This window comes from Stenotrophomonas indicatrix (genome assembly GCA_041545745.1).
In the GTDB taxonomy this organism is placed as follows: domain Bacteria; phylum Pseudomonadota; class Gammaproteobacteria; order Xanthomonadales; family Xanthomonadaceae; genus Stenotrophomonas; species Stenotrophomonas indicatrix_A.
Genome location: CP168152.1, coordinates 98994 through 122416, shown reverse-complemented (window position 1 = coordinate 122416; position 23423 = coordinate 98994). Strand labels below are relative to the sequence as shown.

At 66.3% G+C, this 23423-nt stretch carries 20 protein-coding genes; 13 read left to right on the top strand and 7 right to left on the bottom strand.

Annotated features, from left to right (window positions below):
* Window positions 1–96 precede the first annotated feature (96 nt).
* From ACEF39_RS00490 to ACEF39_RS00475, 4 genes are all read left to right on the top strand, one after another.
* Complete coding sequence (locus ACEF39_RS00490) at window positions 97–1185, top strand: hypothetical protein (protein ID WP_500288070.1); 1089 nt, start codon at window positions 97–99, stop codon at window positions 1183–1185.
* A gap of 93 nt (window positions 1186–1278) precedes the next feature.
* Window positions 1279–3768, top strand: coding sequence for a DEAD/DEAH box helicase (locus ACEF39_RS00485; RefSeq protein WP_500286577.1), 2490 nt, complete (start codon window positions 1279–1281; stop codon window positions 3766–3768).
* The gene (locus ACEF39_RS00480) at window positions 3765–4784 is read left to right on the top strand and encodes a ribonuclease H-like domain-containing protein (protein ID WP_500286576.1); all 1020 of its coding nucleotides are present in this window, start codon (window positions 3765–3767) and stop codon (window positions 4782–4784) included. Before ACEF39_RS00485 ends, ACEF39_RS00480 begins: the two co-directional genes overlap by 4 nt.
* Window positions 4785–4873: 89 nt before the next feature.
* Window positions 4874–5197 carry an I78 family peptidase inhibitor gene (locus tag ACEF39_RS00475; RefSeq protein WP_500286575.1) on the top strand — a complete coding sequence of 108 codons (324 nt, stop codon included), beginning with the start codon at window positions 4874–4876 and terminating at the stop codon, window positions 5195–5197.
* A gap of 69 nt (window positions 5198–5266) precedes the next feature.
* Here ACEF39_RS00475 and ACEF39_RS00470 read toward each other — a convergent pair whose 3' ends face one another.
* The 4 genes from ACEF39_RS00470 to ACEF39_RS00455 form a co-directional block, all read right to left on the bottom strand.
* A complete protein-coding gene (locus ACEF39_RS00470) occupies window positions 5267–7216 on the bottom strand; it encodes a M56 family metallopeptidase (RefSeq protein ID WP_500286574.1) in 1950 nt (649 codons plus the stop codon).
* Window positions 7217–7219: 3 nt separating this feature from the next.
* Window positions 7220–7606 (bottom strand): BlaI/MecI/CopY family transcriptional regulator, encoded by a 387-nt coding sequence (locus tag ACEF39_RS00465; protein WP_025876036.1) that lies wholly within the window; start codon window positions 7604–7606, stop codon window positions 7220–7222.
* 233 nt (window positions 7607–7839) lie between these two features.
* On the bottom strand, window positions 7840–8307 hold the full coding sequence (locus ACEF39_RS00460; protein ID WP_500286573.1) for an isochorismatase family protein: 468 nt from the start codon (window positions 8305–8307) through the stop codon (window positions 7840–7842).
* Window positions 8308–8324: 17 nt separating this feature from the next.
* The gene (locus ACEF39_RS00455; protein WP_500286572.1) at window positions 8325–9209 is read right to left on the bottom strand and encodes an MBL fold metallo-hydrolase; all 885 of its coding nucleotides are present in this window, start codon (window positions 9207–9209) and stop codon (window positions 8325–8327) included.
* A 95-nt stretch (window positions 9210–9304) separates the two neighbouring features.
* On the opposite strand from ACEF39_RS00455, the gene ACEF39_RS00450 reads away from it, so the two are divergent.
* From ACEF39_RS00450 to ACEF39_RS00430, 5 genes are all read left to right on the top strand, one after another.
* Window positions 9305–10288 carry a GlxA family transcriptional regulator gene (locus tag ACEF39_RS00450; protein WP_500286571.1) on the top strand — a complete coding sequence of 328 codons (984 nt, stop codon included), beginning with the start codon at window positions 9305–9307 and terminating at the stop codon, window positions 10286–10288.
* A 369-nt stretch (window positions 10289–10657) separates the two neighbouring features.
* Entirely contained in the window at window positions 10658–11182 is a 525-nt protein-coding gene (locus ACEF39_RS00445) for an RNA polymerase sigma factor (RefSeq protein WP_500286570.1), read from the top strand.
* Window positions 11183–11184: 2 nt separating this feature from the next.
* Window positions 11185–12219: a FecR family protein gene (locus tag ACEF39_RS00440; protein WP_500286569.1), complete on the top strand. Its 1035-nt coding sequence runs from the start codon at window positions 11185–11187 to the stop codon at window positions 12217–12219.
* Window positions 12220–12332: 113 nt separating this feature from the next.
* Window positions 12333–15398, top strand: a complete 3066-nt coding sequence (locus ACEF39_RS00435; protein ID WP_500286568.1) for a TonB-dependent receptor — start codon at window positions 12333–12335, stop codon at window positions 15396–15398.
* A gap of 76 nt (window positions 15399–15474) precedes the next feature.
* A complete protein-coding gene (locus ACEF39_RS00430; RefSeq protein WP_500286567.1) occupies window positions 15475–16863 on the top strand; it encodes a CehA/McbA family metallohydrolase domain-containing protein in 1389 nt (462 codons plus the stop codon).
* Between the two features lie 97 nt (window positions 16864–16960).
* Here the strand turns inward: ACEF39_RS00430 and ACEF39_RS00425 are convergent, their stop codons facing one another.
* Window positions 16961–17869, bottom strand: a complete 909-nt coding sequence (locus ACEF39_RS00425; protein ID WP_500286566.1) for a LysR family transcriptional regulator — start codon at window positions 17867–17869, stop codon at window positions 16961–16963.
* 115 nt (window positions 17870–17984) lie between these two features.
* On the opposite strand from ACEF39_RS00425, the gene ACEF39_RS00420 reads away from it, so the two are divergent.
* Window positions 17985–19166: an MFS transporter gene (locus tag ACEF39_RS00420; protein WP_500286565.1), complete on the top strand. Its 1182-nt coding sequence runs from the start codon at window positions 17985–17987 to the stop codon at window positions 19164–19166.
* Window positions 19167–19391: a MarR family transcriptional regulator gene (locus tag ACEF39_RS00415; RefSeq protein ID WP_500286564.1), complete on the top strand. Its 225-nt coding sequence runs from the start codon at window positions 19167–19169 to the stop codon at window positions 19389–19391.
* Window positions 19392–20089: 698 nt separating this feature from the next.
* Here ACEF39_RS00415 and ACEF39_RS00410 read toward each other — a convergent pair.
* Complete coding sequence (locus ACEF39_RS00410) at window positions 20090–21217, bottom strand: SDR family oxidoreductase (protein WP_500286563.1); 1128 nt, start codon at window positions 21215–21217, stop codon at window positions 20090–20092.
* Window positions 21218–21432: 215 nt separating this feature from the next.
* Between ACEF39_RS00410 and ACEF39_RS00405 the strand changes: the two genes are divergently transcribed.
* A complete protein-coding gene (locus ACEF39_RS00405; protein WP_500286562.1) occupies window positions 21433–21741 on the top strand; it encodes a hypothetical protein in 309 nt (102 codons plus the stop codon).
* Here ACEF39_RS00405 and ACEF39_RS00400 read toward each other — a convergent pair.
* A complete protein-coding gene (locus ACEF39_RS00400; protein WP_500286561.1) occupies window positions 21719–22780 on the bottom strand; it encodes a DNA topoisomerase IB in 1062 nt (353 codons plus the stop codon). The two genes, ACEF39_RS00405 and ACEF39_RS00400, sit on opposite strands and share 23 nt — an antisense overlap.
* A 116-nt stretch (window positions 22781–22896) precedes the next feature.
* Here ACEF39_RS00400 and ACEF39_RS00395 point away from each other — a divergent pair, with 116 nt between their 5' ends.
* Window positions 22897–23286 carry an I78 family peptidase inhibitor gene (locus ACEF39_RS00395; RefSeq protein WP_500286560.1) on the top strand — a complete coding sequence of 130 codons (390 nt, stop codon included), beginning with the start codon at window positions 22897–22899 and terminating at the stop codon, window positions 23284–23286.
* Window positions 23287–23423 lie beyond the last annotated feature (137 nt).

Sequence of the window (23423 nt, the reverse complement as noted above, 5' to 3'; positions counted from 1 at the left end):
GCATCCTGAGGCATTCCGGATACGGCAGCCAGCCATGACAGCTTCCTCCACAGTCCCACCGCTGCAGCCGGCTGCCTGATGATGTCACACGCAGCCGTGCTGATCGGTCTGGCAGTCCTGTTGGTGATGGTCCTCGCGGCCGTTGCCGAATGGGCATCACGCGTACGCACAGGCTTGGCCTCGCTGCGCCGGAGCAGCACCCTGCGGACGCTCGACGCCGACGAACACTGCGCACTGGCAACGCTGCGCGCGCTGACCGGTTGCGTGCATGACGACCAGGTGAAGCGGCTGCGCGGGGCGTTCACCGGGGGGGCGTGCTGGAACAACTTCCCGGTCGGCGACGGCCTGCTGGGTGGAGTTCCCGTGCTGGTTCCAAGGCGGGCATGGCCATACCTCTCGGAAGACAACCAAGCCGAAGTGGTGCTGGACGAACGCGTGGCGGTGGTGGTGCGTCTCAATGGCTTCAATATCACTGCTGCACGGCCGGATGCAGCCACCAGCCGAGTCTGTGGCGAGCGCATGGAGACACCGGAAGAAGTTTCGATGCGACGGGGTCCCGGCCTGCGCCCTTCCCCGCTGGTGATTGCCGCACTGGCGCTATGGGCCGCCGCCGACGTCCCGGGCCTGCTCGCCACGCCATTGCTTGCCATCGCCGGTCTTGCGGCCTGGCTGGGCCGCCCACGCCGCAACGGCCCTGCGACGGCGCAGCGCGTACTGCGGGTCCGCGGCCGTCTACTCGTGTACCGGCGCACTGCTCAGGCATCACAGGTGTGGCTCTTGGGTAATGACCGGCGCGTGCAGCTTCCGGCGGAATGGGAGCACGCCGGGGGATTCTCCCGCGGGCGCTCGATGTTGCTGGATGTGCGCACCTGCGATGGGAGGGTGCTGGGCGCTGGCACGGCATGGTGCCTGGCCAGCGACCGACGGCGCTATCCGCCCACGGGCGGGTTCTGGCATCTGGCCTGGCTGGGCCTGCTGCTGTGCGTTCTGATGTTCGGCGCCGCCTGGATGCCGTTGTCACAGCGTCTGGAACTGGGCTGGCCGGTTGCATCTGTCTGGCAGGCACTGGCAATGCTGGCGTTGGGCTGGCACACGGTACGGCTTGTGGTCTGCATCGTGCAGTCCCTCCGCCGCAGTGAGGCGTTCGACGCGGAAATCGCGCGGCGTCCCGACCCGGGGCAATGAATGGTTCACGCCCTTCGCGCGCGATGTCTCACATCCTGAGACGCGAATGTGGTGCCATGTGACCCCTCGAAAAACGTCCCGGCTCCATCTTCCATGGCCTACGAACTCGCCAAGCGCACTGCCGATGCGGAGCAGCAGCTCGCCACCCGCGACGGCCTGCCCGCCCGCGATGGCGCCCTGCTCAGCGCACGCCTGCAGCGCCGCTACCAGGATCGCATCACCGGCAGCTTCGCCATTCCCGGCCGCGAAGGCCGCTATGCGCCGATTCCCGCTTCGGTGCCGCCGGCGCTGGCCACCGCGCTGAACGCACGCGGCATCGAGCAGCTGTACAGCCATCAGGCCGAGGCCTGGGAGGCCAGCCAGCGTGGCGAGCACGTGGCCATCGTCACCCCCACCGCCAGCGGCAAGTCGCTGTGCTACACCCTGCCGGTGGTCAGCGCTGCCATGCAGGACAAAGCCAAGGCGCTGTACCTGTTCCCGACCAAGGCACTGGCACAGGACCAGGTGGCCGAACTGCTGGAGCTCAACCGCGCCGGCGACCTCGGGGTGAAGGCCTTCACCTTCGACGGCGACACCCCCGGTGATGCACGGCAGGCGATCCGCCTGCATGGCGACATCGTGGTCTCCAACCCGGACATGCTGCACCAGGCGATCCTGCCGCATCACACCAAGTGGGCACAGTTCTTCGAGAACCTGCGCTACATCGTCATCGATGAAGTGCACACCTATCGCGGCGTGTTCGGCAGCCACGTCACCAACGTGCTGCGCCGGCTCAAGCGCATCTGCGCGTTCTACGGGGTGCAACCGCAGTTCATCCTGTGCTCGGCCACCATCGGCAACCCGCAGGCGCATGCCGAGGCACTGATCGAAGCCCCGGTCACCGCCATCACCGAATCCGGCGCGCCCAGCGGGCCGAAGCAGGTGCTGCTGTGGAACCCGCCGGTGATCAACCCGGACCTGGGCCTGCGCGCCTCGGCGCGCTCGCAGAGCAACCGCATCGCCCGCATCGCGATCAAGTCCGGGCTGAAGACGCTGGTGTTCGCGCAGACCCGGCTGATGGTGGAGGTGCTGACCAAGTACCTGAAGGACATCTTCGACCACGACCCGCGCAAGCCACCGCGCATCCGCGCGTACCGCGGCGGCTACCTGCCCACCGAGCGCCGCGAGACCGAGCGTGCGATGCGTGCCGGCACCATCGACGGCATCGTCAGCACCTCGGCGCTGGAACTGGGCGTGGACATCGGCAGCCTGGACGTGGTGATCCTCAACGGTTATCCCGGCAGCGTGGCCGCTACCTGGCAGCGCTTCGGCCGCGCCGGCCGCCGCCAGCAGCCTGCACTCGGGGTGATGGTGGCTAGCTCGCAGCCGCTGGACCAGTACGTGGTGCGGCATCCGGACTTCTTCGCCGAGGCGTCGCCGGAACACGCTCGCATCGCGCCCGACCAGCCGTTGATCCTGTTCGATCACATCCGCTGCGCGGCATTCGAACTGCCGTTCCGGGTGGGCGATGGCTTCGGCCCGATCGATCCGGAAGTGTTCCTGGAAGCACTGGCCGAAACCGAGGTGATCCACCGCGAAGGCGAGCGCTGGGAATGGATCGCCGACAGCTATCCGGCCAACGCGGTCAGCCTGCGTGCGGTGGCCGATGGCAACTTCGTGGTGGTCGACCGCAGCGATGGCCGCCAGCAGATCATCGCCGAGGTCGACTATTCGGCTGCCGCGCTCACCCTGTACGAAGGCGCCATCCACATGGTGCAGTCCACCCCCTACCAGGTGGAAACCCTGGACTGGGAAGGCCGCAAGGCCTATGTCACCCGCACCCACGTGGACTACTACACCGACAGCATCGACTTCACCAAGCTCAAGGTGCTGGACCGTTTCGATGGCGGCGTGGCCGGCCGGGGTGATTCGCACCATGGCGAAGTGCACGTGGTGCGCCGCGTGGCCGGCTACAAGAAGATCCGCTACTACACCCACGAAAACATCGGCTACGGCCCGGTCAACCTGCCCGACCAGGAACTGCACACCACCGCAGTGTGGTGGCAGCTGCCGCAGGCGCTGCTGCTGCGCGCCTTCGCCAGCAAGCAGGATGCGCTGGATGGTTTCCTCGGCGCCGCCTATGCGCTGCATATCGTCGCCACGGTGGCGGTGATGGCCGATGCACGCGACCTGCAGAAGTCGGTGGGCAACGGCGATGGCACCTGGATCGCGATTGCCGACCAGAGCGGGCGCGGCCAGCTGCGTGGCAGCGATGGCGAGCCGGGCGCGGTGGAACTGCTGCAGGAATTCGTGCCGACCGTCTACCTGTACGACAACTTCCCCGGTGGCGTCGGCCTGAGTGAGCCGCTGTGGCAGCGCCAGGCCGAGCTGGTGCAGCGCGCGCGCGAACTGGTACAGCGCTGCGACTGCAGGGCGGGTTGTCCGGCCTGCGTCGGCCCGGTGCTGGCCGCGCAGGAAGAAGATGAAACCTCGCCGCGTGCGTTGGCGCTGCGCGTGCTCGACCTGTTCGATGCGCAGGCCTGCCAGCATGTCGCTGACGTGGTGGTGAGCACGCGCGACCCCGTGGAGCTGATTGCCCCGTGAGCCTGAGTCTGGACAAGCTGCGCCTGCTGCGGAAGCAGGCCGGTGACCCGAAAGCGGCCACGCCTGCCGCGCCGGCGCGGGACACGCCACCGGCACCGGTGGCCGCCAACGATGCGCGGCAGCCACCGGCCGAGCGTTCGGTGTTTGCCTGGGTGGAACAGGAGATCCGTCACAAGCCGACCGGCACCGCCACCACCGCGCCTGCGCCGCCAGCACTGCGACGGCCCGAGGTCGGCAGCCTGCATCGCCTGCTCGGCATGCGTTCGCGTGGCGGACCTGCGCCGGCACGCGCCAGCGCGCAGGACCGGCGGCTGCCCGGCGAAGAGATCGCGCCCGGCCTGTTCCTGATCGAGTCACTGCAGCCACAGGCCATTCCCACCGCACCGCTGTCGCTGGCGTTCGCCAAGCGCGAAGACCAGCACGTGGCTGCGCATGACCTGTTGTTCTTCGATACCGAAACCACCGGCCTGGCCGGCGGCACCGGCACCCGTGCCTTCATGATCGGCGCTGCCGACTGGCACGTGTGCCCACGGCGCGGCGAGGGCCTGCGCATTCGCCAGTTGCTGATCTCCACGATGGCTGCTGAAGAAGCGATGCTGACCACCTTCGCCAGTTGGCTGCAGCCGCATACGGTGTTCTGCAGCTACAACGGCCGCAGCTACGACGCACCGCTGCTGAAGACGCGTTACCGGCTGGCCCGGCAAGCCGATCCCATTACTGCACTGGACCACGTCGACCTGCTGTACCCCACCCGCCGCCGTTATCGCGGTACGTGGGAGAACTGCAAGCTGTCCACCATCGAGCGGCAACTGCTGCGTGTGGTGCGCGAGGATGATCTGCCCGGTTCGGAAGCCCCCGCTGCGTGGCTGCGTTTCCTGCGCGGCGGCGATGCGGTGAATCTGCGCCGGGTGGCCGACCACAACCACCAGGACGTGGTGACCCTGGCGCTGCTGCTGCAGCGGCTGGTGCGGGAAGAGCAGCGCGAACGGGAGACGCTGGCGCTGGTAAGCGGATGATCGGAGAAGACAGATTCAGGCCGCGTTGACATTGCTGACACACGTCCCGGCGACACTTCCGTTACTGAACACCACCCAGGAGTACTTCCATGCGTCGATCCTCCCTGTTGCTGCTTGCGGTCATCCTGCCGCTGGCGGCCTGCAGCCATGCCGGTGGCAACACCTCCGCCGAGGTCGGCAGTCTGCCGGCCAAGGTGTCTGACGGCCCCCAGGAATGCAATCCTGAAAAGCTGGAGAGCTTTACCGGCAAGGTCGCCGACGAAGCGACGATCAAGAAGCTGGTGGCCGACAGCGGCGCGCGCAATGCACGCGTGGTCAAGCCCGGCATGGCCGTCACCATGGACTTCCGCCAGGACCGCGTGACCGTGCAGGTGGATGCGCAGAACCGTATCGAGCGCGCCAGCTGCGGTTGATCGGCCCGGGGTAGTGCCGGCCGCTGGCCGGCACCCCCACATTGCCGGCCAGCGGCCGGCACTACCGGTTCAGAGCCGCTCGGCCTTGCCGCTGGCCAGCGCACGGGCGATGACCTGCTCTGCCTGCTTCGCGGCCTGCACCTGCAGCCGCGCCTGGCGCTCACCCAATGCCGCCTGCTTGCTGCCCAGCACGGCCTGCTGGCTTCCCAGCGCAGCCTGCTGACTGGCGAGACGGCTCATTTCGCGGCTGCGCTCGGACTGCAGTGCCTGGTTGCGGGCAACCTGTGACGCGCGCTGTGCTTCGGCCGCGGCCTGCCGTGCAATCGCCACATCATCCGCCGCGCCACGGGTGGCCCGCGCCGCTTCGGCGGCCGCTTCGCGGTTGATGTCGCGATCGTTGATCGCACTGCGTGCAGCGCGCGCGGCGGCGAGGGCGAGCTCACGCGCTTCTTCGCCCTGCAACCTGCCCAGCTCGCCCTGCTCGCGGCCGAGCTGGCCCTGCTGACGACCCAACACACTCTGCTGGCGCCCCAGTTCACTCTGCTGGCGGCCCAGATCGACAGCACCGGCGTAGGCACGCTGCAACGACTGGATCAGCATCGGATCGCGCACGACGTAGCGCTTGTCGCCCTGACGGAACCACAGCGCCGGGCCGTCACCAATCCGGCTGCGCGCCTGCATCACATCGTCCATGCCGGCGTTGGCGAATGCCTGGCCGTGATCGACGAGTACGAAGGCCTGCCGCGGCGGCGTACCCAGATCGAGCTGGCCATGGGTGACGATGGTCATTGCCGCATCCACGTCCACATCCACGTTGAGGTCAGCAGTCTCCTCAGAGCTGGCGGGCTCGGCAGGTTCCTCCTCCTCGGCCCAGTCGGCCGGTTCTGCAGGTACCGCTGCGGCGGGCGGTGCTGCCGGTGCCGAGGGTGCCGCCGGTGCCGAGGGTGCTGCGGGCGGTTGCGGCGCAGGCACAGCGCGCGGCGGTGCCGGCGGCGCAGGCGGGACCGGCGCGGCCACCAGGCGCATCGGCGCCACACCCACGGCCAACACGACCAGGGTCAGGCCAACGGCCAGCAGGCGCGGGCACGCCCGGTGCGACTGCAGCGAGAGCAGGCGGCGCTTGAGGCTGGTGGTGCTGGGCGCTGCGCTGGCCACGCCGAGGTGTGGCTGCGGCGCCACACCCAGCTGCAGCAGCAACCGGCCATAGGCATGGCGGCTGGCACCATGCTGGCCGACCACGGCCGCATCCACCGCTTCCTCGCGGGCCTGGGCATATTCGCGCACGGCCAGGCGCAGCAGCGGATTGAAGAAGAACAGATGCTGGGCCAGGGCCGGCAGCAGTCCCCATTGCAGATCACGACGCTGCAGGTGCTGCAGTTCGTGGGTCAGCGCCAGATCCAGCGCATCGCCCTGCAGCGCGTTCATTCCCGCCGGCAGCAGCAGCACGGGACGGAACGGCCCGACCAGCTGCGGCGCGTCGACCTGGTCGCTCATCCACAGGCGCGGCGCGCGGCGCAGACCGTGCGCATCCGCGGCCAGCTGCAGCGCCTGCACCAGTGCCTGGTCCTCGCACGGATACGACGCAGCCAGCAGCGCGCGGCAACGGCGCCATTCGCCGAAGGTCCGCAACGCCATCAGCAGTACGCCGGACATCCACAGCGCGGCCAGTGCCAATGCCCACCAGGCCACCGGTGTACTGCCGACATCGCCCATCGGCGTGTTCGCCAGCAAGTGCGCCGATGCCTCCGGTGCCATCGTGTACATCGCGTCCGCGGCAAGATCCACGGTCGTCATTGCCACCGCATCGGGTGCGGGCAGCCAGGCCAGCTGCAGCGGTTGGCTCCACAACAGGCCGACCACCGCCTGCAGCGACACCAGCCACCACAAGCGGCAACGGGTGGCCGCCGACAGCGTCGGCAGCGTGCGGCACAGCAGGTACACCAGCGCCACCAGCAGCACGGTCTGCAGGCTGGTCCAGCCCAGCCGTTCCAGCATCGGAATCAACATCGAGGTATCCATGGCTCAGTCCTCCTGGCGACGCGACTGCAGTTCGGCCACCAGCGCTTCCAGTTCGGCCAGTTCGTTGTCGCTGACCTTCTGCCGCTGCGACAGGTACGCCACGAATGGCGACACCGAGCCCTGCAGGGTGTTGTCGACGAACTGGGCGACGGCGCCCTGCAGCACGCTCTCCGGCCCACGCGTGGGCTGGTAGCGGTAGACGCCCTGCTGCTGCCTGCGCTGCAGGTAACCCTTGGCGCGCAGGCGTTCCATCATCGTCAACACCGTGGAGCGGGCCAGTCCGCGCGGTTCGCCATAGCCGCTGGCGACCTCGCCGACGCTGGCCGGTGCCTGCTCATCCACATACTGCAGCAGGGCCAGTTCCTGGTCCCCGATGGTCTTGCCACGCATGACAACACTCCCTTGACTACACGTGTCGCTACTGTTGCCATGACGACACCTGTAGTCAACCCCCCGGAAGTCATGGGCCGACGAACGGTAGGGCGTGGTTCCGGTCCTCGACGGGATGTCGCCCGCACGTCCGGAGATGCGCCATCCTCAACTGCAGGCAGCCCAACCCGGTCCAGACGCGGGTGGCCGGTGCGGCTGTCGCAGCTGCAGGGCACCCGCGCCGGGGTCCGGATTCAAACCACCCGGCAGCGACCCGCCAGGCCCGACAACGCGATATCGCTGATCACGGCCGTTGGTGCCGCGCAGCCCGCACCCACGATGGTCACATCCAGGCCAGCTGCCTCGGGCGACAGTGCCGTATGCGTTACGCAGTGCTGGGTCATCATGCCGACCAACCGGATGGCGGAGACATTCCGGGCGGCAAGCTCCTGTGCAAGGGTGGTGTGCAGGAAACTGTCAGCTTGATGCTTCTCGATCACCAGACAGCCTTCCAGCGCATCGGCAATGGCCGGATGCAGGTCGGCGCCCGCCGTGCCCTTTGCCAGGAAAGGACCGTTGCTGGGCGAGATATGCTGGATGCCAATCACCACGTCACCGGCCTCCCTGGCCTGTGCAATGGCCTCCCGTGTTGCGGCCAGGGCCGGCTCGCTGTTCTCGAGCGGGAAGCGGCCGTCGGCAAAGTAGTCGTTCTGGATGTCCACGACGATCAGTGCAGTCTTCATTGCATGCGCCTCTGGAACGTAAGGGTCTCGCCGTCTTCCGGGATCAGCACACTGTCCTGGATGGCCTTCGCGGCAACATAGCGCCGCAGATCGGCACGGGACACGGTCATGTGGTTCACCGCATCCATGTGCACGGCAACGATCTTTGCCTTGGGCGCCAGCGCATGCACACGCGAGGTGTCATCAACGCCCATGATGATGCCAGTGTCGAAACCTGTGACCCGCGCATCGCCAGTGTTCAGCACGATGACATCCGGCGTGTAGCGCTTGATTGCATCCTGCACGTCGCCGGTCCAGACGGTGTCACCTGCAACGTAGATGGTCGGCTCACCGGTTTTCTCGAAAACAAACCCGGTCACGCTGCCCAGCAGCTTCGCCAGCGGCTCCACCTTGAACATTGCGGCCGAGCCGTGCTGGGCGGCGACGCGCGAGATCGTCACCCCGCCAAACGTCTCGTGCGCGGGAAGTATCCGGACGTCCTCGAACCCCTTGCCGCGAAGCAGAGCAGCGTCTGCCGCATCCTGGACGAACATGGGCATCGAGCGCGGAATCAGCGTCTCTGCGGCCGGGTCCCAGTGATCCAGATGGGTATGGGTCAGCAGCACCGCATCCACGCCCATGAGTACCTGGGCGACATCGAAGGGGAGATCGACGGTCGGGTTGCGCAGCTCGCTGCGGTAGGTATCCGGGAAGCCCGGGTAGGCGCCCTTGGCGGCCAGCATCGGATCGATCAGCAGCACCGTGTCACCGTAGGCAATCTTCGCAGTGGCATTGCGGATCTGTTGGATGGACGTGGTACCTGGCGGGTTGTCCGCCGCGTGCGCATAGCCCTGCAGGCCAACGGCGAGCAGGGTGGCGATCGCGAGTGACATCATCTTCATGGCGCAGACTCTGTATGAATTCGTAAAACAGAGCTTGACGATTCCGTGCCTGGCGCAATACTGGCCCACGGGACCATAATCGATGAAATCAGGCCATGATCAACCGCCACGCGGCAGAACCCGCTCATCGCCCCATTGAGGTGGTGGTCGTCGCGCCACAGGGGGTCAGCGCCTTCCATCTGTCTGTGCCGCTGATGATCTTCGACATCAGCCCGGATGATCGCCGCCTGTTCAACGTCCGCATTGCTGCAGAGCAGCCCCTGGTGACCCTGACGGGGGGCCAGGTAGGCGTCAGCCCCAGCGGTGGGCTGGGTCTGCTGGACGACGCAGAAGTGGTCGTTGTTCCGGGTTGGGCTGACCTGGACATCGCGCCGAGCTGTGAACTGGCGGCCAGGCTCGTCGCATCGCACCGCCGGGGCGCGCATGTGGTCGGGCTCTGCTACGGCGCCTATGCGCTGGCCTATGCCGGGCTGCTTGATGGCCGTCGCGCGTCGACCCATTGGGTGGCCGAAGCCGATTTCAGCGCACGGTTCCCCTGCGTGAAGCTGGACATGAACGCGCTTTACGTCGACGAGGACCGCATCGTGACGTCAGCAGGTACGGGTGCGGCGCTGGATTGCTGCATGTATCTGGTAAGGAAGCTCTGCGGAGCCCGGGAGGCCAATTCGGTCGCCCGCCTGATGGTTCTGCCGCCCCACCGCGAGGGAGGCCAGTCCCAGTACATCGACCAGCCGGTACCCAGCTCGCCGCACGATGCCTTGTTGAGCGGGTTGCTCGACCATATGCGCGGGAACCTGCAGGAGGACCACTCGCTCGATGAACTGGCGAGCCGTGTGGCGATGAGCCGACGATCGTTCACCCGCCGGTTCCACAAGGCTACCGGCATGACGGCGGGGGCCTGGTTGGAGGCTGAGCGATTGAGGCACGCCAAGGAACTGCTCGAGTCCACCACCCTGTCGATCGAGCAGGTGGCCGAGCAATCCGGCTACCGGACGTCGGTCTCGTTCCGGCAGAGCTTCAACCGGACGTTCCATACGAGCCCGCGCAACTGGAGACGGACCTTTTCTGTGGATGGCTGATACCGTCCCGCTACGACTCGGCTCCAGCACAGGTTGGACGGCTGAACACACCGGTGTTCAAGCACATCAAAGGAACCTCTGGCCGGGAGCGGAGAGGCAGCATCGCTTGAGAAGGCAAGCAGCGTCACAACACGTTGCCTCGGCAGCGCGTTCATCGGTCCAGCGCGTGGGCAAGGCACGGTGGAAGCCGTGTCGGATGCGTGGGAGGGAACCTGCCCACGTCGGGAGCAGCTCAAGCACGCGATGCGCAAATCATGGTCAGACTGAACTCCGTGCGTGGATGCGAGCGCGCAGCCGAGCTGGAATCGTCATGCGCTCGTCATCCAGTACGCCTACCTTGCGGCGCACTCTAGGGGAAAGGCGACGCAGGTGGCCGAGCAGGCAAGACGGCGCCTGGCGCGCATGTTCGAGGACCACGCGCCGCTGCTGCGCGGCTTCTTCGTGCGGCGTGGCGCCCGGCAGGATGCCGAGGACCTGGTGCAGGAAACCTATCTGCGCCTGCTGCGTGCGCATGAAGGCAACGGCGAGCCTATCGCCAATCCGGAAGCGTACCTGTTCACCGTCGCGCAGAACCTGGCGCGCGAGCAGGCTGCGCGGCGGAGATGGTCGACCTTGCCTATCGAAGAGATCGAAGGCCTGGGCCAGAGCCTGGCCAGTGGGGAATGCGTGGAAGACGCCGCCGAACGCGAGCAGCGCAGCCAGCGCCTGCAGACATTGCTGGCAACCTTGCCCGAGCATACGCGCGCGGTGCTGGTCATGCAGTATCGGGACGGGTTGAGCTACAAGCAGATCGCCGAGCGCATGGGTGTGTCTCCGCACATGGTGAAGAAGCACGTGGTACGCGGGCTGTCGGTGTGCCGCCGGGCGATGGCCGAACCGGCAGGGAGGCCTTGAGCATGGCCGTTGAACATCCGTCGGCGCTGACCCATGCCGCCGCACACTGGCACGCCCTGCAGCGCGACGGCGACCTGAGCCCGTCGCAACAGCGCGCCTTCATGCAGTGGCTGCTGGTCTCACCCGAACACCTGCGCGAGTACATGGTCATCAGCGAGGTAGCCGGTGCGCTGGGAGAAGCGCTGCGCACCATGCCCGTCGACGTGGATACACTGCTGCAGACCCCCGCGCCTGCAGGCAATGACCATAACGTAGTCCGTCTTTCACCGCGTCCGGCCGCGGCGCCGACAGCGCGGACGGCCCGCCCGGTGCGAGGCCTGCCACGCATCGCGGTCGCGGCGGCGGTGATGCTGGGCGTGGGCGTTTTCGCTACATTGGCCTGGCCCCGCACCGGGCACTACGTGGCCGCGCATGGCGCACCGCGACAGATCACCCTGGTGGACAGCACCGTGGTGCACCTGGACGCGGAAAGCGAGATGTCGGTACGCATGTCCCTGCTGGGGCGGCGCGTCGAACTTGAACGCGGCCAGGCCAGTTTCGTGGTCGGCAAGGACCGTCGACCCTTCGCGGTGCACGCGGCCGGCCTGCAGGTCACCGACATCGGCACCACGTTCGATGTTTCGCTGCTGCGCGAGCAGGCGCGCATCGGCGTCAGCGAAGGGCGTGTGCACGTGCGAGGCGATGGCGGGCGCGGCCGCATGCTGGCCGATCTGGGCGCAGGGCAGGCGGCGCAGGTCGACTACCGGGACCAGCAGGTGCGGATCAGCCAGGAGGACGCCGCCAGCATGACCGCCTGGTGGAGCGGCCGTGTGGTGTTCCGCGACGAACCGCTGCGCGACGTGGCCGATCGCTTCAACCGGCGCAATACCCTGCGCCTGCACGTGAGCGACGACGCCGGCGCGCTGCGTCTGACCGGCAACCTGCGTGCGGATGACGTGGCATCGCTGCGCGCGTTCCTTGACCAGCAGCCGACGCTGGTCACCCAGCGCAGCGCCGACGGTATCCACGTGCAACGGCGTGCCGCGCCTCCGCTGTAAGAAAAAATTCATCGAAACAGCGGTGCCCGATCGGCGCGCTGCGCCCTCGTAGTTGGGGAAAGCAGGAACACACCCGTTCCGCGACCACCGCCATTTCCTCACTGGATCCCACGATGCGCCGCACACTGTTCCTTTCCATCGCTCTGGCACTGCAGGTCACCGCCGCCGCTGCCCACGCCGCAGAACCGGCCCGCGTGGCCAGCCAGGCCATCGCCTCGCAGCCGCTGGACATGGCGCTCAACGCCTTGTCGCGCCAGACCGGCCTGCAGTTCGTCTACAACGCCCAGAGTGCAGGCAACCCGCGCACGCCGGGCGTGCCTGCCGGGCTCAGTGCAGATGCGGCGCTCAACGGCCTGCTGGCTGGCACCGGGCTGCGCTACCGCTACCTCAACGCCACCACCGTCACCATCGAAGCGCAGGCCACGGCCGCACCGGCGCAGACGTCCGCACAGGCCGCCACGGGTACGGCGCTGGTGGCGGGCACCGCTTCGCCCCACGGCAGCGTGGGTGCCCCCGTTGCCGAAGCCGCCAACCTGGAAACCATCCAGGTGACCGGCAGCTACAGCCGCAGCCTGGAACAGGCCGTGGACATCAAGCGCGCCACCGTCGGTTTTTCCGACTCGATCGTGGCCACCGACGTGGCCGACTTTCCCGAACAGAACCTCGCCGAAGCCCTGCAGCGCGTGCCGGGCGTCACCATCGAGCGCAGCAAGGGCCTGGGCACCAAGGTCAACGTGCGTGGCCTGCCTTCGGAATACACCCACGTTTCCATCAACGACCTGGCGACCGCTTCGGGCAGTGGTGGGCGCGATGTGGAATTTGACATGTTCGCCTCGGAGATCATCCAGCAGGTGACCGTGCAGAAATCGCCTACCGCTGCCGATGAAGAGGGTGGTATTGCCGGTTCGGTGAAGATTTCCACCGCACGCCCGTTCGACTACAACGAACGCAAGCTGGTGGTCTCTGCCGAGGGCGCGCACAACAGCATTTCCGAAGAAGTGGACCCGCGCTTTGCCTTCCTCGCTGCCGATACCTGGGGCGACTGGGGCGCGCTGGTGTCCTACTCGCAGTCCAAGCGTACCAACCGCACCGACTCCACCTCGGGCATCAACTTCCGCCCGTCCTCGCGCTTTCTTACCGCCTCTGGCACCCGTGGTACCCAGGCGCAGGCCGTGCTGCGACGCGATGCAGGCGTGAACATCACCAACCGCAATGATGCCGACCAGACCAACCGCGTGGTGTTCCAGGACAAGGTGGGTGATCGCGTCTACCTCAACGAACAGGACAAGTGGGGCGCGACCGGTTCGCTGCAGTACAGGCCGAGCAGCAACTTCAGCCTGACCTTCGACGCGATGGTGGGTGGCTACGACAGCACCGAGGACGAGTACGATGCGGCGGCCTATTCGGCCTCCAGCCGCAGTACCTTCGGCACCATCCACGCGTACGACGACACCACGCTGTCCGACTACGGCATGGTGGTGCTGCGCGATGTGTCCTACACCGCGACCCAGCACGAGATGCTGAGCAAGGAACGGATCAACAAGACCGACTACAGCCAGTACAGCCTGGCGATGGACTGGAAGAACGACAGCTGGCGGGTGGACGCACTGGTGGGGTATTCAGGGGCGGAGAAGACCTCGGACTTCTCCAACCTGAAGCATGTGGCCTATGCGCCCTCGCGCACGCGCTGGACCGGCAGCAGCGGTGAAACGATACCCACCGCCGCAGCCGGCAGCTTCGACATGTACAACGACCCGGGCCGGTACCTGTTCGAAGCGTACGAGACCACCCTGGAGAAGGTGAAGGATGACAAGTACGCCGCCCAGGTCAATGTCACCCGCCTGTTGGACATGGCCTTCCTGCCGGCGTTGCATACGGTCAGCTTCGGCGCGCGCTATACCGATCGTTCCAAGCAACGACAGTACGGCGAGCTGAAGATCACCGGGCCGACTGCTGGCAGCGCGGCCTGGGTCAATACACGCACGATGGCCGACAGCCCGCTGGAAGACATCGGCGACATCGTTCCGGGCGGCAGCTACTCCAACAAGGAGCTGAACTGGCAGCAGATCTCCAACGACTACGCTCGCAGCGCCTTCCGTTACGACGGCTTCCATACCCCCTTCGACCCGGGCCAGTACTACCAGGTCGACGAGAAGGTGATGAGCTTCTACGCCATGGCCGACTTCGCCTTCGACATCGGCAACGTGCCGTTTACCGTCAACGCCGGCGCGCGCTATGTGGATACGAAGGTCGACTCGTTCGGCTATCACCCCATCCAGCTTGCCAACGGCAGCACCGGCTATACCGACACCCCGGTGTCGAAGGACGGCCGTTACGACGATCTGCTGCCCAGCTTCAACATGACCGCCGAACTTTCGCCGGGGCTGCTTCTGCGTGCGGCCGCGTCCAAGGTGATGATGCGCCCGGCACTGACAGACATCGCCTACAAGCGTACCGCCAGCTGGAGCTCCTACCGCTTCACCGACGGCAACCCGGAGCTGAAGCCGACCTACGCCAAACAGTGGGAAATCGGCATGGAGAAGTACCTGGACAACGGCGCGCTGTTCGCCGCCAGCTACTTCCGCAAGAACATCGACGGCGTGGTGATCAATTCGCTGACCGGTTCAGTCGAGGACGTAGCGGTGTACAACGCCAACGGTAGCCTCAACGGCATCTACGACTTCGACGTGTACCAACCGGTCAACGCCAAGGGCGCCTACGAGGTCGACGGCATCGAACTGGTGGCGCAGTTGCCACTGAACATGTTCGCGCCCTGGCTGGAGGGCTTTGGCATCAATGCCAACTACACCATGCTGGACAGCTCACTGGCCGGTGAGTCCGATCTGGGCATCCGCACGCCGATGCCCGGTCTGTCGGAGAAGACCTGGAACCTCACCGCGTATTACGAGAACCAGCACTTCGACGCCCGCGTGTCCTACAACCACAAGGACAAGTACGTCGAATCGATCGGCTACAACCTGTATCCGATCTGGCGCGATGCCTATGGCCAGATGGATGTGTCGATCGGCTACCGCATCACCGACAACATCAAGATCAGCCTGAAGGGCATCAACCTCACCAACGAGCGGACCAGCGGCTACACCATGGATCCATCCTTCCCGACCATGGACGAGACCTCGGGTCGCCGCATCAGTCTGGGCCTGCGCGCGGACTTCTGAGGAATGCCTGCCGTGCGGGCGGGTGCGGACTGGAGACGGATCCGCATCCCGCCCGCGCCGTTCCGGAGATCATGTAATGAAGAAATATCCATTGCTGGCACTGCTCGCAGTGTCGGCGCCGGTGTTCTGTGCTCCCGCCACGGCTGCCTCCGACGCTGGCCGCCAGTGGCTGGCCGGCGACCATCATGTGCACAGCGAATGGAGTGTGGACTGGGATCGCAGCACCACGCCGCCCACACCGGTACGCGGCGGCGATTCGTCCTACAGCCGCAGCCGCAACGCGGTGCAGGCCAAGGCGTTCGGCCTGCGCTGGATGGTCCACACCGATCACGGTGGTCCCGGCCACTCTGCGGTCACGCGCGACCACGCCTACCCCGCGCTGGTGCAAGCACGCGCGGATGTTCCAGAGGTGATTCAGTTCAACGGCATGGAATTCGATGTGCCGGCGGGGGAACACGCCTCGTTGATCATCGCGCCGGGGCCGGCGGAACGGGACCAGCTGGTCACCGCCGAGCGCGACTTCAGCCGCAGCGAGCCGCTGCAGGGCAGCCGTGATACCGAACAGCAGATGCAGGCGGCACTGGCCCATCTGCGGGGCCTGGATCCTGCGCCGTTGATGTTCATCAATCACCCGTCGCGCACGGCAACCGGCATGGGCAAATGGGGGCAGGTCACGCCTGGGGAGCTCCGGGGTTGGCATGCGGCCGCGCCGAACGTGCTGGTCGGCATGGAAGGCGCGCCGGGGCACCAGGCCATCCGTACCGAGCGCGGCCTGTACCGCAACGCGGACGCCCCCACCTACGGGGGCTACGATCAGATGACCGCGCAGGTGGGTGGCGTCTGGGACCAGATGCTGGCCGATGGCATGCACTTCTGGATCACGGCCAACTCCGATTCGCACGTGAACCTGCGCGACGGGGGGCGTGATTACGACCCGGGTGAATACAGCAAGACATATGCCTGGGCCCGGCCGGACGCGGAGGACATCCTCGACGCGTTGCGCAACGGTCGCATGTTCACGGTAACCGGCGACCTGATTGACGCCCTGGAACTCAGGGTGGCCGGTGGCAATGCCAGTGGAACCCCCGGGGACACGGTGACACTTGCTGCTACGCAGGTAATGCAGGTGGAAGTGCGGGTGCGACGGCCGACCCACGCCAACGCCAACGGCCAGCACCCGGCACTGAAGCGCATCGAGCTGATCGTGGGCGGACGGGGCGAGAACGGCACCGTGCAGATGCGGCGACGCGGCTTCGATGCGGCAACGTGGTCGCGCGAAGGAAACTGGATCGTGGCGCGCTGGTCGTTGCCGGTGCCTTCCCGCGGGGGCTTCGTGCGGGTCCGTGGAAACAGCACCGGGGCCGTGGACGCGTTGCCCGACGAACGTGGCGAAGATCACTGGGGTGATCTGTGGTTCTACTCCAACCCGGTGTTCGTCAACGTTGCTGACATGGCAGGCAGATAGATGCGTGCAGGCGGATACGGGGAAATATGATGTACGTGGCGCGGTCGGCAGGCCGCGCCTCCACCGCCTCAAAGGTTCATGGCGATGTTGGCCACCGTCAGGCGATGCTCAGATCGGCGGAGAGCAGTTCCAGCATCGCATCCACCTTGGGCAGCAGCTGTCGCCCTATGGGCCAAACCAGGTTCAGCGAGAGACCTTCAGTGGCCAGTTCAGGCAGAACCTGCACCAGCTCCCCTCGCGCCATCTCGTCGCAGATCATCCACGTCGCCAACTGCGCGACACCGTATCCTGCTTTGACCGCAGCCACCTGGGCCTCGCCATCACCGACGGTAAGGCGGCTTTCCATCATCTTCCGCTCGACCGCGCCGGGCCCATGCGTGATCAGCCACGGGCTGGTTGTGCCGTCGGCTTTGCCGTAGAGCACGGCATCGCACTGAACCAGCTCAGCGGGCAACGATGGAGTGCCTCGCTGGGCCAGGTAATCAGGCGATGCACAGAAGACCAGGTGTTCGCGACCGAGGAAGCGATGGCCGACGGTACCCGGCCAATGATCGGGGCCGCCAATGCGAACCGCGATGTCGATGCCTTCATCGGCCAGATCCACGAAACGGTCCGTGAAGGAAACATGCGGCCGCAAGTTTGGGTGCTGGCGCGCGAACTGCAGCATCAGAGGCCAGACGCGCAGTCGGCCAAAGGTCGCCGGCGCATCCATCCGCAGGCGCCCGATGGGTTCGCTGCGTTGTGCAGCGAGCACTGCCTCGGCCTCTTCCAGATCGGCCAGCACGGTTACGCAGGTCCGATAGAACGCGGCCCCTGCGTCGGTCAGGGCCAGGCGGCGCGTTGTGCGCTCGAAAAGTCGAGTGTGAAGCCGGTCTTCGAGACGGGCAACGCTCTTGCTGACAGCCGAGCTGGTCAGGTTCAGCCGTTCGGCCGCAGCGGTGAAGCTGCCCGCATCCGCGGTGGCCACGAAGTTTTCGATGCCCTTGAGGCGTTCGGCTGGAAACATGGGGCCCTCACGGATTGCGGAAATTAATTCTGTAATGCCGCGAAAAAATATCAGAGATAGGAAATCGGCTCCTGAATACCATGGCGGGTAGTAATGAAGTCATACAGGAACTGCAATGTCCTCCCAAGCAGCACCAAGCATTGTCGCTTCAGGCAGCCGCGACGGTCTCTCAATCTTCATCCTGGCGATCGCCGCGTTCGTGATCGTCACTACGGAATACCTCATCGTGGGGTTGCTGCCCGCTCTGGCCCGAGACCTGGAAATTTCGATCTCGACGGCAGGGCAGCTTGTGACCCTGTTCGCCTTCACGGTCATGCTGTTCGGCCCTGTGCTCACGGCGCTGCTATCCCACCTCGATCGCAAGCGTCTTTTCATTGCCATCCTTCTCATTTTTGCAGCGTCGAATGCACTGGCTGCCGTCGCCCCAAACTTCTGGGTGCTTGCCATTGCACGGTTCATTCCCGCATTGGCGCTGCCCGTGTTCTGGGGGACGGCCAGTGAGACTGCCGGTCAGATCGTCGGGGCACAGCAAGCCGGTCGCGCTGTATCCCGGGTCTATCTCGGTATCTCCGCTGCGTTGCTGTTTGGCATTCCGCTGGGGACATTGGCGTCCGATGCCATCGGTTGGCGGGGGACGTTCTGGATACTTGCAGTCCTCTCGCTGGTGATGGCGTTGGCGCTGGCGGTGTTCATGCCGCGTGTGGCCATGTCCCGACGACTGCGTCTGGCCGAGCAGGCCAGCATCCTGAAGGACCGATACTTCGTCGGCAACGTTGCCTTGTCGGTGGTGGTGTTCACCGCAATGTTCACTGCCTATACGTACCTGGCAGACATGCTTGAGCGTATTGCCGGAGTGACATCTGCACATGTGGGCTGGTGGCTGATGGGGTTCGGTGCCATCGGTCTGGTCGGGAACTGGCTGGGTGGGCGCCTGGTGGATCGCAACCCACTGGGCTCCACCGCCGCATTCTCTGTCGTGCTGGGGATCGGCATGGCTGCCAGCGTGCCGTTGTCGGGGTCGCTGTCCATGCTTGGCGGTGCGCTGGCGATCTGGGGCGTTGCCTATACGGCACTGTTCCCCATCTGCCAGGTACGGGTGATGAAGTCCGCCTCGCACGCACAGGCTTTGGCAGGCACCTTGAACGTATCCGCAGCCAATGCCGGCACTGGATTGGGAGCGATCATCGGTGGCATGGTGATCCCGCATTGGGGACTTGGCAACATTGGTTACATCGGCGCTGGCGTTGCAGCACTGGCTGTTCTCTTGACGGCTCTGGTCTCACGGATACGGCAATAGATGTCTCGTCGCGGCCTCCGCAGAGAACAGAAAGACGGCGTGCATCTGGACCAAGCGCTCTTTCGCCTTCTGGTGGTGATCGAGCGACTTGGTCCGATTGGAGTGGTTGAGCTGGCAGATCGCCTGGGCAGGGATTACACGACCATCAGCCGCCAGGTCACCAAGCTGGAGCGCATGGAACTGGTGATCCGACATGACAACGCTGAAGACCGGCGGATGCGCTAGGCGGTGGTCTCTGCGCAAGGCAAGGCGCTGACCGACCAGATCGACAAGGCCCGTGAGCGCTTGGCAAGGGGAATTCTCCGGGATTGGGACGTAGAAGACATCACGAATCTGGTGCACCTCATGCGCAGTTTGCCGAGGACCTGGAACGCGGTACGGGGAACGCAGGCGTGGTGGCGATAGAAGCAGCATGAAAGAACTGTTGGCGGCGCAGGTCCTGAACAATCCCGCAGAGGCATGCTGGCGCTGATCGACTATGTATGGTCGGCATCTGGAGTCGTGGTTTGGGCGGCACCACAACAGGCCAAGGCCAAGTTGGAACAGCACTGTGCGGGCCGGGAGTCCAGTCGCGAGATCGGGGCGAGGATCGATTGACATCTGGCCTTTCCTCTGCCGTTCTTGGCTGCTTCCCGGAGCATGCCGAACTGGTCAACTGAACCGGCGTGTGCGACAGGCCAGGTGGACTCAGCATTCTTGCCAAGGGCTTCTGGCCGCTCCTGCGCTCGTGGTCGTTTAGGCGCCCCTGGAGCGGCGCGCCCTTGGATTTGACGCAAGTACCGATTTCGACAGCTATCGCCATGTGCGCGCCAATGGCATGGGTTCGTTGGCCAATTTCACATTGGGCTCGCGCTTGAGCAGATCGCGTACCACCGCTTCGGCATCTCAATCCGAGCCCCTATCAGAGGAGGCGTCGCCCTCCCCTAACCCCGTGGCCCTCCCATCACCGGCAGGATCACCCCGCTGATGTAGCTGGCGCAGGCCGGTGAGGCCAGGAACACATAGGCTGGCGACAGCTCTTCGGGCTGCGCCGGCCGGCCCATGTCGCTGTCCTTGCCGAACTCGGCCACATCCTTCGCCTGTTTGTCGGCGGGATTCAACGGCGTCCACACCGGGCCCGGCGCCACGCAGTTGACGCGGATGCCGCGCGGCAGCAGCTGGCTGGCCAGCGCCTTGGTGAACGCATGGATCGCGCCTTTGGTGGCCGAGTAGTCGATCAGTGCCTTGCTGCCGAACAGGCCGGTTTCCGAACCGGTGTTGATGATGCTGGCGCCCTCGCCCAGATGCGGCAGCACCGCCCGCGCCATCTGGATGTAGCCGCCGATGTTGGTCTGCAGGGTCTCCTGCAGATGCGCGTCTTCCAGGTCTTCCAGACGCTCGCAATGCAGCTGGAACGCCGCGTTGTTGACCAGGACGTCGATGCCACCGAAGGCCTTGGCCACCTGTTTCACTGCCTTGTTGCAGAAGCGCGGATCGCGCACGTCGCCGGCGATCACCACGCAGCGGCCGCCCTCTTTCTCCACGTGCTGGCGAGTGAGCTCGGCGTCCTCGGCTTCGTCCAGATGCAGCACGGCAACGTCGGCGCCTTCGCGGGCAAACAACACCGCCACCGCACGGCCGATGCCCGAGTCACCACCGGTGACGATCGCGCGCATGCCCTGCAGCTTGCCGCTGCCGACGTAGTCCGGTGCCAGGAAGCGCGGTGCCAGTTCCAGTACGTGCTCATGGCCTGGCTTGGCCAGTTGCTGCGCCGGCATCGTCTCCGGCTGACGGCGTGCGCCAGCCTGGGTGGCGGTCTTCTTTGTCGCCTTTTTCGTCGCCTTCTTCGCTGCGCGCACATCCTTCGCTTTTTCCTGGTCCTGCAGGCGCCGCTGCCGCGCTGCGACACGCGCCGCGCGCGGATCGGAAGCGGCGGCCTTGCGGGTGGCGGTCTTCACCACGCGCGTGCGTTCGGACGTGGTGGCTTCGGCGGTGGCTGTGGCGGTCTGGGTGCCTTTGCGCACCTTCGGCGATGCCTTGCGGCGGACGGGGGTCTTCTTGGTGGTGGCCATGCAGGTCTCCTCGGGGGATGGGGGCGCCGGCCAGCGGCCGGCACTACCGGGGCGCGTGCGCCGCACTACCGGGGTCGGCGTGCGCCGCTCATGCAGTGTCTCGACGCAGGCTGTTGGCGGCAGTGAGCGCACCGTGTCCATCGCGTGCACGGCATTCATTCCGCCACCACGCGTGTCGTCGCACCCTGCAGGCCACAACACGAGGAACGTCCCCCATGAAACATGCCATTGCCACCGCCGCCGTCTGCCTCGCTCTCGCCGCCTGCAGCAGCAGCCCCGTCGCCCAGATCCAGCCCATCGATGGCGTGATTTCCGGCCAGTGCCATTCGAACATGGTGCGCGGTGCGGTCGGCCTGGCAGCATCGGATGCCACCGTCGAGCGCGCCCGCGTCGACAGCGACAGCCTGCACGTGCGGGTGCTGCGTCACGACGGTCCGCGCGTGCCGCCGGCCAGCGAAGGCGGTGAGCGCCTGACCATCGAAAAGGGCCGCACCAACAACATCACCGCGATCTATTGCGGCTGAGCCGCCGGGCCCGGCGCAGGACCTTCAGTGTCGCCTGTTCCCACTGCCGCTGGCCGCGCAGGCCCGCCAGCGAGGCCAGCTCGCCGCGCTCCCACCCGGCGAACACGCACGGGTCGATATAGGCCTTGCGGCACACTGCTGGCGTATTGCCCAGCCGCGCGGCCACCTGGCAGACCACCTCCCGTTGCACCTTGGCCAGTGCACGTTGGCTGGGCGGTTCGGGCAGCTCGGTGGCGGCGAAGGCCTGCACTGCCGCCATCGTGCCACCCCAGGTGCGGAAATCCTTGGCGGTGAAGTCTTCGCCCATCACCTCGCGCAGGTAGTCGTTCACCGCGCCCGAATCCACCGGCTGCACCTCGCCCGCGTCGTCGCGATACTGGAACAGGGCCTGCCCCGGCAGTTGCTGCACGCTGCGCACCAGCGCGCCCAGCCGACGGTCGCCTACCGTCACCTCCTGCAACTGGCCGGACTTGCCGCGGAAGCGCATCCGCACGCGGCCACCGCGCAGCAGGTCCAGGTGCCGGTTGCGCAGGGTCGTCAGGCCGTAGGATCTGTTTTCCTTGGCATAGGCCTCGTTGCCCACCCGCACCAGCGTGTCGGCCAGCAGCGCCACCACCACCGCCAGCACCTTCTCACGGGGGAAGCCACTGCGCTTGAGGTCGCGGCCGAGCCGCCGGCGCAGGCCCGGCAGCCCTTCCCCGAAGGCGATGATGCGGTCGAATTTGCCGGCATCTCGCACCGCTGCCCAGTCAGCGTGGTAGCGGTACTGCTTGCGCCCGCGCGCGTCGCGGCCGGTTGCCTGCAGATGGCCGTTGGCATGCGCGCAGATCCACACGGCGGTGTAGGCCGGGGGCACGGCCAGCGAGCGGATGCGCTGCAGCGTGGCGGCATCGCGCACGGCGTGCCCATCGGCATCGCGATAGGAGAAGCCTTTACCGACGCGGACGCGGCTGAAACCGGGCTGTGTGTCATCGACGTAGCGCAGGCCGGCGGCGCGCGCGGCTTGGCGTTCGGGTGTAGGTGCAGGGGTGGCGGGCATGCCGTCAGTCTGCCGAGCGGCGCGGCGCGGCCACGTCAATAACGCAAGACAAACACGTGAGGGTGGGTTCGCCGCTATGCTCGGCCTTTCACCGTCCCTTCCATTCCGGAGTCATGATGTCGTTCCCGATCCGCGCCCGCTCCCTCTCCGCCCTGCTGCTGCCGACCGTGCTGGCCCTGACCGCCTGCCAGGCGCCGTCGCTGGATGAGCAGGATTCGGCCACCGCCCACGCACAGCAGGCCGCCGAAGCCGCCAAGGCCCCGGCCGACGAAGCCGGCAAGGCCACCGAAGCACCGCCGGTTGGCAACTGCGACGCCAGCCAGGTGCAGAGCCTGGTCGGCCAGGCCTATACCGAAGCACTGGGCAAGCAGGCCCAGGAAGATTCCGCCGCGACCCAGCTGCGTGTCCTGCACCCCAATGACGTCACCACGATGGAATTCGTGGGCGACCGCCTGAACATCGAGGTGGACGCAAAGGACGTGGTCAGCGGCGTCCGCTGCGGCTGACCCATCCCGCGCCGGCAAGCGTTTGCCGGCGCTTTGGTTGCGCCTGCAACCGTGTATTGCGGCGTTGCAGCAACCTGTGATCTAGTCGAGGCATCCGGTGGCCTCACGATGCGCTCCAGGGATTGAGCGGGCAGGAG

Coding starts and splice junctions, on each gene's coding strand:
- ACEF39_RS00450 (WP_500286571.1), top strand. CDS start 9,305: ATGATCAACCGCCACGCGGCAGAACCCGCTCATCGCCCCATTGAGGTG.
- ACEF39_RS00400 (WP_500286561.1), bottom strand. CDS start 22,780: ATGCCCGCCACCCCTGCACCTACACCCGAACGCCAAGCCGCGCGCGCC.
- ACEF39_RS00395 (WP_500286560.1), top strand. CDS start 22,897: ATGTCGTTCCCGATCCGCGCCCGCTCCCTCTCCGCCCTGCTGCTGCCG.
- ACEF39_RS00415 (WP_500286564.1), top strand. CDS start 19,167: ATGTCTCGTCGCGGCCTCCGCAGAGAACAGAAAGACGGCGTGCATCTG.
- ACEF39_RS00430 (WP_500286567.1), top strand. CDS start 15,475: ATGAAGAAATATCCATTGCTGGCACTGCTCGCAGTGTCGGCGCCGGTG.
- ACEF39_RS00425 (WP_500286566.1), bottom strand. CDS start 17,869: ATGTTTCCAGCCGAACGCCTCAAGGGCATCGAAAACTTCGTGGCCACC.
- ACEF39_RS00435 (WP_500286568.1), top strand. CDS start 12,333: ATGCGCCGCACACTGTTCCTTTCCATCGCTCTGGCACTGCAGGTCACC.
- ACEF39_RS00475 (WP_500286575.1), top strand. CDS start 4,874: ATGCGTCGATCCTCCCTGTTGCTGCTTGCGGTCATCCTGCCGCTGGCG.
- ACEF39_RS00405 (WP_500286562.1), top strand. CDS start 21,433: ATGAAACATGCCATTGCCACCGCCGCCGTCTGCCTCGCTCTCGCCGCC.
- ACEF39_RS00420 (WP_500286565.1), top strand. CDS start 17,985: ATGTCCTCCCAAGCAGCACCAAGCATTGTCGCTTCAGGCAGCCGCGAC.
- ACEF39_RS00485 (WP_500286577.1), top strand. CDS start 1,279: ATGGCCTACGAACTCGCCAAGCGCACTGCCGATGCGGAGCAGCAGCTC.
- ACEF39_RS00455 (WP_500286572.1), bottom strand. CDS start 9,209: ATGAAGATGATGTCACTCGCGATCGCCACCCTGCTCGCCGTTGGCCTG.
- ACEF39_RS00410 (WP_500286563.1), bottom strand. CDS start 21,217: ATGGCCACCACCAAGAAGACCCCCGTCCGCCGCAAGGCATCGCCGAAG.
- ACEF39_RS00470 (WP_500286574.1), bottom strand. CDS start 7,216: ATGGATACCTCGATGTTGATTCCGATGCTGGAACGGCTGGGCTGGACC.
- ACEF39_RS00465 (WP_025876036.1), bottom strand. CDS start 7,606: ATGCGTGGCAAGACCATCGGGGACCAGGAACTGGCCCTGCTGCAGTAT.
- ACEF39_RS00440 (WP_500286569.1), top strand. CDS start 11,185: ATGGCCGTTGAACATCCGTCGGCGCTGACCCATGCCGCCGCACACTGG.